Here is a 12,138-nt window from a genome sequence, read left to right on the forward strand (position 1 = left end):
GCCGGGTGACACCCACCACACCCCCATCCCCTGAGCTTTTCCTGAGCCGCGCCTGTCACCTGCGTTTCAATAAGCGGTCATGTGGGCGCACTATTCTGGGCGGGTGAATGTCAAACGCCTGACCATCGTGGGGGCAGCCCTCGCGGCCACCGCCGCCGTCGCCTACGCCCAGCTCGGCGGTTACAGCCAGGCCAACCTGACCAGCTCGGCAGAGGGCAAGACGCTGCTGAACGTCATCAGCGACCTCAAGCAGTACTACCTGTACCCCATTGACGAGCAGAAATTGCTGCGCGGCGCGATCAACGGCGCAGTGGGCAGCCTGAACGACGAGTTCACGTACTACAGCCAGCCCGAGGACACCGCCATCGACCAGGAAAATCTGGCGGGCAAGTTCTTCGGCATCGGCGTGCAACTGATCGCCGCCAACGCAGACGGCACGGGCGGCAAGATCGACAACGTGTTCAAGACCGGCGCGGCCATCGGCGCGGGCGTGCAGATCGGCGACGTGTTCGTCAAGGTGGGCGACACCGAGGTCATCACCAGCAAACTCAATGAGATCGTGCGGCTGGTGCGCGGCCAGCAGGGCACCACCGTCACCATCACCTTCGCCCGCAACGGCAAGCCCTACACCGTCAAGATGGAGCGCCAGCCCGTCACCATCGTGGACGTGGAATCCACCGTGCTGCCCGGCAATGTCGGCTACATCGCGCTGAACACCTTCTACAACGAGAAGGTCAGCCAGCAGTTCCGCGCCGCCGTGGCCGACCTGAAGAAGAAGAACGTGACCAAACTGATCCTGGACATGCGCGACAACGGCGGCGGGCTGCTGAACGCCGGGGTGGACGTGGCCGATCAGTTCCTCCAGAGTGGCCCGATCGTCAGCCTGCGCGACCGCAACAAGAAGACGGAAGTGTTCGGCACTGCCACCAACCAGAAGACCGACTACACCGGCAAACTGGTGGTACTGGTCAACAAGAACAGCGCCTCGGCCAGTGAGGTGGTGTCGGGTGCCTTGCAGGACGGAAACCGCGCCCAGGTGATCGGCGAGCAGACCTTCGGCAAGGGCGTGGCCCAGATCCCGGTCAACCTGCCGGACGGCGGCAAGATCGCCATCGTCGCCAACGAGTGGCTGACCCCCAAGGGCCGCCAGATCCACAAGAAGGGCATCACCCCCGACATCATGGTCAAGGACACCCGCTATACCGCGCCACTCAACTTCTCGGGCAGCGGCATCAAGGCCGGAGACAAGATCACCCTGACCGTGGCCGGCAAGCCCGTGACCGTGACCGCCGACAAGGATGGCAAGTTCACCTACACCGGCGAGGCCAAGCGCCCCAGCAAGAGCGCCACCCAGGGTGAGGCCGTGGTGGACCTGCCCACCGACGCCATTTTGAGAAAGGCGCTGGAAGTCCTGAAGTAAGGTTATGAAAGCGGAGCCTCTCCCCCGTTTGGGTGGAGGGGCTTTTTTTGGCGTTGAAAAATAACCCCTCTCCTACGGAGCTGTACCAGCCAGTCGGCTTCGCCGCCAGCTCCACTCAAAAGGGAGCCGAGAGACGCGATTGGCAGGGCAATTCAATAGCCCTTGCCTCCCTTCTGAGGGGAGGTGCCCCGAAGGGGCGGACTCGTAGAGCTGCGGAGCAGAGGGGTCAAACGGGCAGGGCAATCCTGAAACTCGCCCTTCTCTCAGCCGCCCTTCCCCCCTCTAGCACTCCCCACCCCGCTCTGATAATGTGGTGAGTTGCGCTGTGCGGCGAGGCCAGACCTTGCCCGGATTCGGCGTGAAGAGAGGTGAATTATGAACCAGTACGACCTGAACCTGATCCTGAACCCCAACCTCAGCGCCGAACAGGTGCAAATCGAGAAGGAGTACATCGAGACCACGCTGAAGAACAGCGGGGCCGAGATGAGCAACCTCGACGACGTGGGCAACCGCCGCCTGGCTTACGCCATCGAGAAGGACCGCGAGGGCTATTACCTGATGTACACCATCAAGGCCGGTGGCAACCCCGAGAAGGACATCGCCAGCACCCTGCGTCTGCGCGACCACGTGCGCCGCGTCCTGGTGGTCAAAGACCGCCCGGAATGGAAGACCAAGAAGGCTTGAGCCACCCTTTGACCGCGCCAATGCAAATATGCTATTGACGTAATCATAGAGTTCAGTTATTCTTGAGTTGACCCGCACAGGGCCACACCCGCCAGCAACGTTAAAGCCCCCAGTACGGACGCCAAACTGCGTCCAGCCAGCCACCAAGGAGAACACTGTTATGGCCCGAGGCATGAACCATGTGTATTTAGTGGGCGCACTCGCCCGCGACCCCGAACTGCGTTACACCCCCAACGGAACCGCCGTTTTCGAGGCCACTGTGGCCGGAGAAGACCGCGTCGTCGGCACCGACGGACGTGAGCGGAACCTGCCGTGGTACCACCGCGTTTCTATTCTGGGCAAGCCCGCCGAATGGCAGGCCGAGCGCAACCTGAAGGGCGGCGACGCCGTGATGGTTGAGGGAACCCTGGATTACAGCTCCTGGGACGCCCCGGAAGGCGGCAAACGCAGCGCAGTGAAAGTCAAGGCCCTCCGCATGGAAGGTCTGGACGCCCAGCCCGAACTGATCCAGGACGCCGGAGGCGGCGTTCGCATGGGCAACGGGATGAACGAAGTGGCACTGATCGGCAATGTCGTCCGCGACCCCGAACTGCGCTACACCCCCGCCGGAGACGCCGTGCTTGGGATCGGCCTGGCCGTGAACGAGACGTGGAATGACCGCGCTGGGAACAAGCAGGAAAAGACCCACTGGATCGACGTAACCCTGTGGCGCGAAATGGCCGAGGCCATGAAAGAGCTGCGTAAGGGTGACCCGGTGATGGTCAAGGGCCGTCTGGTCAACGAAAGTTGGACCGACAAGGACGGCAACAAACGCAACTCCACCAAAGTAGAGGCGACGCGAGTCGAAGCTCTGTCCCGAGGCGCAGGAGCCGGTGCTTCTGCTGCCACCCCCGCCGGACCTCGCACGCAGACCGCGAGCAGTGCGGCGCGCCCCCAGGGCAATGGCTACGGCCAGAGCCAGAATCAGGCGGCGAACACGGGGAACCGTTCGGGCGGCTTAGATATAGACCAAGGTCTCGACGATTTCCCACCGGAAGAAGAAGACCTGCCGTTCTGAACTATTTGTAGGAACCGTGCAGGCACAAGGAACCCATGACGCAATCCAGCGACCGCAAACCGCGTGGCAAGGGGCCGAAACGTCCCCGCAAGCCCAAGGTTGACCCCTTCTCCATCGGGGAACTTGAAATTACCGATTACAAAGACGTGAAGATGCTGCGCCGTTTTGTCTCTGACACCGGCAAGATCTTGCCCCGCCGCCGCACCGGCCTCTCGGCCAAGCACCAGCGCCGCATTTCGCAGACCATCAAGGTCGCGCGTCAGCTCGCACTGCTGCCCTACACCGAGAAACTGGTTCGGAAGTAAGGAGGGCTGCCAATATGCAAGTCATTCTGATGGAACCCGGCAAGCTGGGCAAAACGGGCGATATTGTGGAAGTCAAGAACGGGTACGCCCGCAACTGGCTGATTCCGCAGGGCATCGCCACCAGCGCCACCGCCGCCAACATGAAGAGTCTGGAAGCCCGCATCCGCGCGCGCCAGAAGATTCAGGCCCAGGAAAAAGCCACCGCCGAGGACCTCGCCAGCCGCCTGAACGGAGTCGCCATCGAAATGAGCGTCCGTGCGGGTGAAGGCAAGATCTACGGCGCAGTGACCCACGCCGACGTGGCGGGCGCGCTGGACCAGCTCGGCTTCGACATCGACAAGCGCAAGCTGGAGATGCCCAAGACCGTCAAGGAAATCGGCGAGTACGACATCGCCTACCGCGCCCACCCCGAAGTGACCATCCCCATGAAACTGGTGGTCCACGCGCAGAAGGAAAGCCAGAAGTAAATTCTGAGTTGAATCTGTTCCGAGAAAGCCCCCGCCCGCTGTGGTGGGGGCTTTCTCGTTTCATCGCACACGGGGATTGCCCTACAGTGACGTCATGCGAAAACTTGCGATTCTGGCATCGGTCACCCTGGCATTGACGGCCTGCGGCGGCAGTCCCACCCCACAGGCCGACAGCACCCCCGTTCTGAAGGTTTCAGCCAATCCGGCCTCGCCGCAGGTGGGGCAGAAAATGACATTCAATGTGGGCCTGATGGGAGGCTCGGGGACATGGTATGTGGCCCTGTTCAATCAGAATCCAGACGGCAGCGTCGATCAGATTTACCCGAACCGACTGCCGGATGGACAGCCCACGCTGACGCCCGGCGCGACACTGAACTTTCCACCGCAGAACGCTGCGTACTTCGTCATTGCCGCTGAGCCGCTGGGAATCCATAAGCTGCTGGCCTACGCCAGTCAGAAACCCATTGATCCTCAGCAGGCGGGCCTGAGCCGTTATGACAGTGACCAGGACAGCTTTGCCACCGTCACCAATCCAGGCGACATTCTGAACGGCTCCTTCACTGCCAAACTCAATCTCGTTTATCAGGGAATTTTTGCCGACACCTCTTACGAGGTGGTCCGTACTCCGCCTGCCTCCACCCCCTGAAGAACCCTTCATCCGTATCGCCACCCAGCGCACGCCCTCCCGTGTCCCATTAAAGTGGACATTGGAGGTTCCACCCATGTTGACTAAAATGCTGACCCTTTCGGCCCTCGCCCTCTCCTCGCTGGCCCTGGGACAGGCCGTGAAAGGCGCAGAACTGGACGTGACCAGCGGCGGCAAAGCGTACAAGAGCTATCTGGCCGCGCCCGCCAGCGCCACGCCGAAGGCCGCCGTGATCCTGCTGCATTCCTTCAACGGGCTGGAACAGGGCTACAAGGATCTGGTGGACGAGATGGCGGCGGCAGGTTACGTGACGCTGGCACTGGGCTGGCAGACCTTCGAGAAGGGACCGAGCGACGCCACGGTGAAGGCGCTGGTGGAAGACGGCCTGAAGACCCTGGCGGCCCGAGGTGACGTGAACATGAACGCGGTGGGCCTGACCGGCTTCTGCGCGGGCGGGCGCTACACCATGCTGCTGCTGCCGCAGATGAAAGCGTTCAAGTCGGGCGTGGCGTGGTACGGCTTCCCCGACTCGGGCGGCACGGCCACGCAACCCAGGCCGCCCACCGACTTTATCGGGGACCTGACCGCGCCCATGCTGATCCTGCACGGCACCAGGGACCAGCCCAGCCCGGTTGCCGGCATCTACGCCTACGCTCAGAAGCTCGACGCGGCGAACAAGAACTTCAAGCTCACGGTCTATCAGGGTGCGCCGCACGGCTTCCTGCTCAAAGAGGGCAAGATCGCCGACACCTCTGACAGCCGGGACGCCCGGCGCGAGATGCTCGACTACTTTGGCGACACCCTGAAATAAGCCCCCACAGTAAACCCCGCAACTCACCCTACATCTCATCCCGCAGCGCCCTCCCGACACGCACCCACAACCCAGAGCATTTCCAGGGAAACCACCCCTCTGGAAACGGCAGCGCTTTCAAACTTCATGTTTGGGGCTAGACTGCGAGGCGAACGTCCGAATCAAGAGCGGCGTTCGTCTTTTCTCACTTTTTTGCGGGGCAGGACGGACCGTATAAGCGGTCAAGAGTGCCCTGAAACAGAGCCACAAGGAGCGATATGCCTACGATTGTCTGGTTGATCGTGGCGCTCCTGATCGGATTGGTCGGAGGGTTTCTCGGGGGGCAGTCGCGGGGCTTGCGGGAGCGGGCCGCAGTCGATGACCGCCTGCAACAGGAGGCCCGCACGGACGCAGAGCGCATTCGCGCGGCGGCGGAAGCCGAGGCACGTTTAACGCGGGAGCAGGCCGACCAGGCCAGACAGGACGCCACAAGAAGGATTCAGGAAGCCGGAGAGCGCGAAGCCCAGGTCACGGCGCTGGGCGCGCAATTTGGCGCAGAGCGCGAGGCCATTGCCAAACTCAGGACGCAGGCGGAAGCCGAACGCACGGCGGCCAAAGCGGACGTCACGCGTGACCGCGAGGCCCTGAGCGCAGACCGCAAGGAGACGCGGGCCGAGCGCGAGGAGCTGAAACGGGAGATCGAACGCCTCAACCGCCGGGCCGAACAGCTCGACGCGCGCGGCGACAAGCTCGATTCGCTGGAGGAACGGGTGGAGGAGCGCTCGCGCATTCTGGCCGAACACGAGGCCGACCTGAGCGAGCGGGGCCGGGCGGTGGACCTCCGGCTGTATGAGGTCGCCAACCTCTCGCCGCAGGTCGCGCGCGACGAGATCATGGGGCGGCTGGACAACGAGCTGGAAGAAGAGAAGGCCATCCGGGTCAAGGCCATGCAGGAGCGCACCACGGCGGAGGCCAAGCGGCACGCCCGCCATGTGATCGCCCAGGCGATCCAGCGCAGCGCATCGGAAACGAGTGCTGCGCTGAGCGTGTCGGTGGTGCCCATTCCCAACGACGCCATGAAGGGCCGCCTGATCGGGCGCGAGGGCCGCAACATCCGGGCTTTCGAGGCGCTGACGGGCGTGGACCTGATCATCGACGACACCCCGGAAGCGGTGATTCTGTCCAGCTTCAATCCGGTGCGGCGCGAGGTGGCCAAGCATGTGCTGGACGCGCTGGTGGCCGACGGGCGCATTCACCCCACCCGCATCGAGGAGATGGTGCATAAGGCGCAGGACGAGATGAAGACCTTTATTCACGCGCAGGGCGAGGAAGCGGCCATCGAGGCAGGGGTGATGGGCATCAAGCCGGGGCTGACGCAACTGCTGGGGCGCATGTACTTCCGCACCAGCTACGGCCAGAACGTCCTGAAGCACAGCATTCAGGTGGCGCACCTGACCGGCATCATGGCCGACGAGCTGGGGCTGGACGCAGGGCTGGCCCGCCGCGCCGGTCTGATGCACGACGTGGGCAAGAGCATTGACCGCGAGATCGACGGCACGCACGTCGAGATCGGGATCAACCTTGCCAAGCGCTTTGGCGAGGTGCAGGAAGTGATCGACGCGATTGCCCACCACCATGACCCGGAAAACGGCGAGACGCTGTACAGCGTGCTGGTGGCTGCCGCCGACGCCATCAGCGCGGCCCGGCCCGGTGCGCGGCGGGAGGAGCTGGAATCCTACGTGCGCCGCTTGGAGCAACTGGAGCAGATCGCCGTGTCGTTCCCCGGCGTGCAGCAGGCCTACGCCATCCAGGCCGGGCGCGAGGTCCGCGTGATCGTGCAGCCCGAGAAGGTCACGGACGCCCAGGCCATTCTGCTGGCCCGCGAGATCGCCGGACGTGTCGAGCAGGACATGGAATATCCAGGGCAGGTACAGGTCACGGTGGTCCGGGAAAGCCGCGCGGTGGAAGTGGCGCACTAACGCAGTATGGGAGAAAATGGGGGCGGTCAGGCGAAAGCGGGCCGCCCTCGCTTTATGCAGTTTCGGGTTGGATGTAGGGCGGGAAAGCACGCCCCAGTGGGGGAATTTCAGACCCGGCGCATAAAGTTGACAGCGGCTGGATTCCACGCTATATTTGCCTTATCACCGTCCGAGAGGGCGGGTTTTTTCGTTTGGGTTGGGGAATTGTTATGCCCACTTGACCTTTCTGCTTTACGGTTTTCTGGGGTGGCTCCCACGGTTTAACCCCTCCGCCCCTTCGGGGCACCTCCCCTTAGAAGGGAGGCAGGAGTTGTGGCATTGCCCGGCCAGCAGCGCACTCTTGGCTCCCTTTGAGGGGAGCTGGCTGCGAAGCAGACTGAGGGGTTCGCCTTCCAACGCAATACATCTTTCCCCCTTTCCTCGCACGCAAGGGTAACTGGGCCGCCGCTATACACTAACGTTAGCTCGGCCACGCTGAAAATACCCTCCCAGCGCGGAAATTTTAGCCCGGTGCATGAAATTGACAATTCGCGCATTCCGCGCTGTATTTTTCTTATCACCGTCCGCGAAGGGCGGATTTTTTATTGTCTGCCTCTTCGGGCCGTCAGCATCGGTAGATTTAGCGTTTGGCCGTCTGGTGTTCGCCTTCCGCATCTTGCATGGCTTTCCAGTCCTCGTAGGCCAGGGCGGGGAGAAGGGAGAAGCTGCCCACCGCCAGCGAGGCCACCGCCGCCGGAATACGCACGCGCGATTTGCCGTTCAGGACCAGATACAACGCCCCAAGGGTACTCAGTGCGCCGATGTCCATGAACATGATGCGCGCGAACGAGCTGCGTTTCAGGGTCTCCACCGTGCCCAGATCGCCGTCGCGTTTCTTGCCGAGGATGGCGGTCAGCACCAGCATCAGCAGCAGCGACAGGTACAGGCGGAGGCGGGCCGGGCCGGGGCGGCGGTAGTCGTCGAGGTTCATGGGCGCAGGGTAGCGGAGAATCACCATCGGCAGAGCGCCTTACCGCTAGACTTGAGGAAGTAAGGAGGCGCAACCGATGACTTCTCATCCCGTCAAAATCACAGTCCACAGCACCGTGACCAGCAAGGGACAGATCACGCTGCCCAAAGTGGTTAGAGACCACCTGGGAACCCGGCCAGGCACCCGGCTGGAATTCGTGCTGGAAGACGGCAGCGTGCGCGTTTGCAACAGCGCTCCCGCCGCAGACCCGCTCCAGGCATGGTTTGGCAGCATGACACTGCCCGGTGGACAGACCGCCGCCGAATGGGTGCGGGAGCTGCGCGATCAGAATGAGGGTCTGAATGAGGGTCTGGACGGGGGCCAGCCAGTCAGCATGCCGCAACCCGGCCAGCGCATCACCTACCTGAACCCGGACGGCACGCGCCAGCCGTGAAGATCAGCGTGGACACGAACATCATCGTGGGGTTCTGGCTGGGGACGCCCGAAGGCCAGCGGGACCTACAGAGCATCCGGCAGATGCAGGGGCGGGGCGATACGTTTGTGGTCTGCGGGGTGGTTTACACCGAACTGTGCGCCGCGCCGGGACAAAGCCGCGCCAGTGTCGAAGCCTTCTTAAAGGTGGCGGGCCTGGGTCTGGATTACGCCATGCCCGCCCCGGTCTGGGAGGCCGCCGCCGATGCCAATGCCGTTCATCAGGGGCAGCGGCGGCTCAAGCGGCAAAGCACCCTCAAACGGGTGGTGGCCGACTTTCTGGTGGGCGCACACGCCCTGCACCGCGCCGACGCCCTGCTGACGCGCAATCCGGGAGATTTTGGGGCCTTCCTGGGGCTGACGCTGCTGGTGCCGAAGCCGTAAACCGGGCGAACATCAGCGCTGGAGCCAGTCAGGCTGTTCTGTCGCCCCTCTCATCTGCGGTGTTTACGGTGGGGCATGACTCAATTCACCACTGTTCTCCGCGTTCTGCTGCTGGCCCCGCTGTGTGCCGGAGTCGCGTCCGCGCAGGTGGAAACGCCCGTCAGTCCCAACGCGTGCGGGAAGCCGTCTTACGTGTTGCAGGTGGGGTCAGGCCGGGACCGGACCCCCCTGACCGTCAAGCTGAACGACAAGGCTATCGATCTGGGCAAGCCGTATCAGGCCGCGAGCAAGAGCGTGAGCGCCAGCGTCACAGACCAGAACCGGATTCAAGTGGACTGGACGCCCAAGAAACTCTCGGACGCGGGCCGCATGTACGGCGTTCCGGTGACCCTGAAGATGCTCTACGGCAGCCGGGCCACCACCCTGTTTCAGTTTGACCCGAAGAACTATCCCAACCAGCGGCAGGTGGCGGTCAAGTTCGCGGCCCCACCCCCGAACAATCTGGCCTGCGACAAGAACCTGTACACGGTGAAACTCGGTTACAGCAACGCTTTTGGCCCCTTCGAGTGGACGGTTGCCGTGGACGGGAAATACTACGCCTACATCCTGGGCGACGGCGATGTGAACCTGCGCCCGTTCCTGAAGAAAGGCGCAAACAGGGTCACGCTGGGCTGGCGCGTGATCGGGGGCAGCGGCAAGAACAACCTGGGCAAGAACAAAGTCGCGCAGGTCATTTCCACGGTGGGCGGCAAGACCAGCAACCTGCTGACCTTCGGGTTCAAAAACGCCGTGGGCAGCAGCGGAAGCCAGAGCGTGACAATCACGGTGCCGTGAAGTTGGAGCGGAGCGGGGGCATACCCAGTGCAGGGCTTTAATCAGGGGAAGCCACAACGTAAGAAGCTATGACTAGCGGCTCCCGACAGACAAAAACGCCCCCACCCTTCGGCTTCAAAAACACCGTGGGCAGGGGCGGAAGCTGAAACAGATGTTTATTTTTTTACAGAGGTGTTGCAATAAGGATGTGTGGCCTGTCCATTATCCGCAGAACTATTACCACCATCTTGTTTCCTGATCAAGTGATCGAATGAAATAGAGTTGACGTGTAATAGACCTCCACAAATAGGACATTTTCTTGCGGTTACTAAGGCTTGACGCATGAATATTTCATTCTTAGTATCTTTATTAAATTCGGTGGGCTGTCCAACCTTCTGGGTTCTAGATTCAAAACTTAAATAATCAAAATTAGGTAAACTCTTGACTAAGGATGGTAAGGATTCGTAGGATTTACTCCTGATAAAATTATCTATTATAGTTTCATATACTAATTTGATGTCCTGATAGGCAGCTAGGGCAGTTCTTCTTTTTCGAACTATTTGCTGATCTAAACCATCAAATTCTAGCAAGAATCTCTCAAATTCCTCTCTAATCCCAGTAAATTTAGTGAGTAACTTCCTTTCTTCCATATCCTTTATGAGCAATATGACCGCCCAGAATGAGGCCGTCTTAAAAGCACCCCTCTTGGAGTAAAAATAGACGGCTGGATGTAATCCGAGAGATCTAGGAGAATTCCCCGTGATTCTCTTTATAACTTTTTCTGTTCTATTCAATACTATATGCGTTTTTTCACCTGTATTATCATCTTTATCTATATCAGTTGCTTCAGAATTAATTATCTTGACAGCCTGATAGACTAGAGATAAAATCTGAGGATTATTGGTTTTACCACCCACAGGTAGATCAAGCGTTCGAATAGGGGTTGCATAATCTGGCTTAAACAGCAAATTATGTATATTAGAACTTACATCAGTAATCCTAGACTGATTTTGAGTATCTAGATTTTGCCAGTATTTATGTCCCCTACCTCCTCTCAAAATTGCACGCGCTGAAATAGAAATGGGCCGTCTTCTGCTTCTTAACAGTTCTATTTCTGCATCACTAATAGGCGTCCCCTGTTGGTTAATTGTAAAGAATGATGATTCAGCCTTCGAAGAATCTCCCTCAACCCACTGAAGCTGTACGGCTAGATGTCCTAAAGCTCTAGCTCTCTCCAATCTCTTGGTATCGGGATGGCTTTGGCCTGGGTTAGATAGGGCTGCCTTCAAAGAGGCATAGGAGCCAATTTTCTCATCTATCTCTAAGCGCGCTTTTTGTGCGGCCCGACGGATTTCCTCTGGAATGTTCCCCTCAAAGAAGTTAGAAGAACCCTCACCATCTCCATAATCGTTGTTGACCCACGCTATTAGCGCGCTCAGACGATGCGCTCCATCAATAATAAATATATTACTTTTATTTTTCCAGAGACTTATAGCTGGTATCAAATCTCCATCTAAAAAACTAGTTATCAGCGAATATGCTTTTCCAACATCCCATTCATTTGTCTCTCTTTGAAAATCAGGCTTTCTCAGGACACTTACAAAAAAATCGCCAAATTTTAGATCACTGACCGATGCGGTATCTTTGCTCCTACCAAGGCCGCTTGACGACGCTTCATTTTCTACGTCGAAATCCTCTCTTGGTATAAGAGCGTCCAAAAATACTTTATTAGTCATGAATTGCTACCCTCATCAATACAACTCAATAATCTTGCAGATTTAAAAGCATTATTTTGATTACTTTGTAACTACTCAGCGCGAGAAGTCGGGCATGAGGATGTCACCGCGAAATACACTCACGAGGCCCTGCCAGACATGTATGCCCTGCTTGCGAAGTGTGGAGATATAGCTGCGAATCCGGCAGAACGCCGCTCCACCAGTCAGAGACCGAAACCCACCTGACACTTTGCGCTTGATACAGAACATCCGAATATCCCGTTCCGCCTGGTTGTTGTCGAAGGGAACGTCGTCCCGTTCGAGAAACAGAAGCACCGCATCTCGGTGCTTCTGACACCGCAAGGCCAAATTCCGGCCCGGAGTTTGCCTGGGTTTTCCCCGGCGGCCTGGCACTGGGGGCGCGGCAGGATTGGCGT

The 12,138-nt window shown here is 59.6% G+C and carries 14 protein-coding genes; 11 read left to right on the top strand and 3 right to left on the bottom strand.

Annotated features, from left to right (window positions below; all coding sequences use genetic code 11):
* Window positions 1–103 precede the first annotated feature (103 nt).
* The 8 genes from Q319_RS0112690 to rny all read left to right on the top strand — a co-directional run bounded on the left by Q319_RS0112690 (window position 104) and on the right by rny (window position 7,348).
* Window positions 104–1,420, top strand: a complete 1,317-nt coding sequence (locus Q319_RS0112690) for a S41 family peptidase (protein ID WP_029482872.1) — start codon at window positions 104–106, stop codon at window positions 1,418–1,420.
* Between the two features lie 375 nt (window positions 1,421–1,795).
* Window positions 1,796–2,104, top strand: coding sequence for a 30S ribosomal protein S6 (gene rpsF, locus Q319_RS0112695; RefSeq protein WP_029482873.1), 309 nt, complete (start codon window positions 1,796–1,798; stop codon window positions 2,102–2,104).
* A gap of 160 nt (window positions 2,105–2,264) precedes the next feature.
* Complete coding sequence (locus Q319_RS0112700; protein WP_029482874.1) at window positions 2,265–3,161, top strand: single-stranded DNA-binding protein; 897 nt, start codon at window positions 2,265–2,267, stop codon at window positions 3,159–3,161.
* Window positions 3,162–3,196: 35 nt separating this feature from the next.
* Window positions 3,197–3,466 carry a 30S ribosomal protein S18 gene (gene rpsR, locus Q319_RS0112705; RefSeq protein ID WP_029477417.1) on the top strand — a complete coding sequence of 90 codons (270 nt, stop codon included), beginning with the start codon at window positions 3,197–3,199 and terminating at the stop codon, window positions 3,464–3,466.
* Between the two features lie 14 nt (window positions 3,467–3,480).
* Window positions 3,481–3,933 (top strand): 50S ribosomal protein L9, encoded by a 453-nt coding sequence (gene rplI, locus Q319_RS0112710; protein ID WP_029482875.1) that lies wholly within the window; start codon window positions 3,481–3,483, stop codon window positions 3,931–3,933.
* A 94-nt stretch (window positions 3,934–4,027) separates the two neighbouring features.
* On the top strand, window positions 4,028–4,579 hold the full coding sequence (locus Q319_RS25560; protein WP_051655356.1) for a DUF4384 domain-containing protein: 552 nt from the start codon (window positions 4,028–4,030) through the stop codon (window positions 4,577–4,579).
* A gap of 76 nt (window positions 4,580–4,655) precedes the next feature.
* Window positions 4,656–5,390 (top strand): dienelactone hydrolase family protein, encoded by a 735-nt coding sequence (locus Q319_RS0112720; RefSeq protein WP_081846027.1) that lies wholly within the window; start codon window positions 4,656–4,658, stop codon window positions 5,388–5,390.
* 257 nt (window positions 5,391–5,647) lie between these two features.
* Window positions 5,648–7,348, top strand: a complete 1,701-nt coding sequence (gene rny / locus Q319_RS0112725; protein ID WP_029482878.1) for a ribonuclease Y — start codon at window positions 5,648–5,650, stop codon at window positions 7,346–7,348.
* Between the two features lie 619 nt (window positions 7,349–7,967).
* Here rny and Q319_RS0112730 read toward each other — a convergent pair.
* Window positions 7,968–8,318, bottom strand: coding sequence for a hypothetical protein (locus Q319_RS0112730; RefSeq protein WP_029482879.1), 351 nt, complete (start codon window positions 8,316–8,318; stop codon window positions 7,968–7,970).
* A 76-nt stretch (window positions 8,319–8,394) separates the two neighbouring features.
* On the opposite strand from Q319_RS0112730, the gene Q319_RS24510 reads away from it, so the two are divergent.
* The 3 genes from Q319_RS24510 to Q319_RS0112745 all read left to right on the top strand — a co-directional run bounded on the left by Q319_RS24510 (window position 8,395) and on the right by Q319_RS0112745 (window position 10,007).
* Window positions 8,395–8,751 carry an AbrB/MazE/SpoVT family DNA-binding domain-containing protein gene (locus Q319_RS24510; RefSeq protein ID WP_034414951.1) on the top strand — a complete coding sequence of 119 codons (357 nt, stop codon included), beginning with the start codon at window positions 8,395–8,397 and terminating at the stop codon, window positions 8,749–8,751.
* On the top strand, window positions 8,748–9,173 hold the full coding sequence (locus tag Q319_RS25565) for a type II toxin-antitoxin system VapC family toxin (RefSeq protein WP_051655358.1): 426 nt from the start codon (window positions 8,748–8,750) through the stop codon (window positions 9,171–9,173). The genes Q319_RS24510 and Q319_RS25565 overlap by 4 nt, the downstream gene beginning before the upstream one ends.
* Window positions 9,174–9,248: 75 nt before the next feature.
* A complete protein-coding gene (locus tag Q319_RS0112745; protein WP_029482881.1) occupies window positions 9,249–10,007 on the top strand; it encodes a hypothetical protein in 759 nt (252 codons plus the stop codon).
* Between the two features lie 155 nt (window positions 10,008–10,162).
* On the opposite strand, the gene Q319_RS26250 is transcribed toward Q319_RS0112745, so the two are convergent.
* Together Q319_RS26250 and Q319_RS24525 are read right to left on the bottom strand one after the other, a co-directional pair.
* Window positions 10,163–11,722 carry an HNH endonuclease family protein gene (locus Q319_RS26250; protein ID WP_081846028.1) on the bottom strand — a complete coding sequence of 520 codons (1,560 nt, stop codon included), beginning with the start codon at window positions 11,720–11,722 and terminating at the stop codon, window positions 10,163–10,165.
* A 75-nt stretch (window positions 11,723–11,797) separates the two neighbouring features.
* A partial coding sequence (locus tag Q319_RS24525; RefSeq protein WP_029482882.1) for an IS66 family transposase occupies window positions 11,798–12,138 on the bottom strand: 341 nt, incomplete at its 5' end.

The sequence above is a fragment of the Deinococcus marmoris DSM 12784 genome, from assembly GCF_000701405.1.
Lineage (GTDB): Bacteria > Deinococcota > Deinococci > Deinococcales > Deinococcaceae > Deinococcus > Deinococcus marmoris.

Coding starts and splice junctions, on each gene's coding strand:
- rny (WP_029482878.1), top strand. CDS start 5,648: ATGCCTACGATTGTCTGGTTGATCGTGGCGCTCCTGATCGGATTGGTC.
- rpsF (WP_029482873.1), top strand. CDS start 1,796: ATGAACCAGTACGACCTGAACCTGATCCTGAACCCCAACCTCAGCGCC.
- Q319_RS0112700 (WP_029482874.1), top strand. CDS start 2,265: ATGGCCCGAGGCATGAACCATGTGTATTTAGTGGGCGCACTCGCCCGC.
- Q319_RS26250 (WP_081846028.1), bottom strand. CDS start 11,722: ATGACTAATAAAGTATTTTTGGACGCTCTTATACCAAGAGAGGATTTC.
- Q319_RS0112730 (WP_029482879.1), bottom strand. CDS start 8,318: ATGAACCTCGACGACTACCGCCGCCCCGGCCCGGCCCGCCTCCGCCTG.
- Q319_RS25560 (WP_051655356.1), top strand. CDS start 4,028: ATGCGAAAACTTGCGATTCTGGCATCGGTCACCCTGGCATTGACGGCC.
- Q319_RS24510 (WP_034414951.1), top strand. CDS start 8,395: ATGACTTCTCATCCCGTCAAAATCACAGTCCACAGCACCGTGACCAGC.
- rplI (WP_029482875.1), top strand. CDS start 3,481: ATGCAAGTCATTCTGATGGAACCCGGCAAGCTGGGCAAAACGGGCGAT.
- Q319_RS0112720 (WP_081846027.1), top strand. CDS start 4,656: ATGTTGACTAAAATGCTGACCCTTTCGGCCCTCGCCCTCTCCTCGCTG.
- Q319_RS0112745 (WP_029482881.1), top strand. CDS start 9,249: ATGACTCAATTCACCACTGTTCTCCGCGTTCTGCTGCTGGCCCCGCTG.
- rpsR (WP_029477417.1), top strand. CDS start 3,197: ATGACGCAATCCAGCGACCGCAAACCGCGTGGCAAGGGGCCGAAACGT.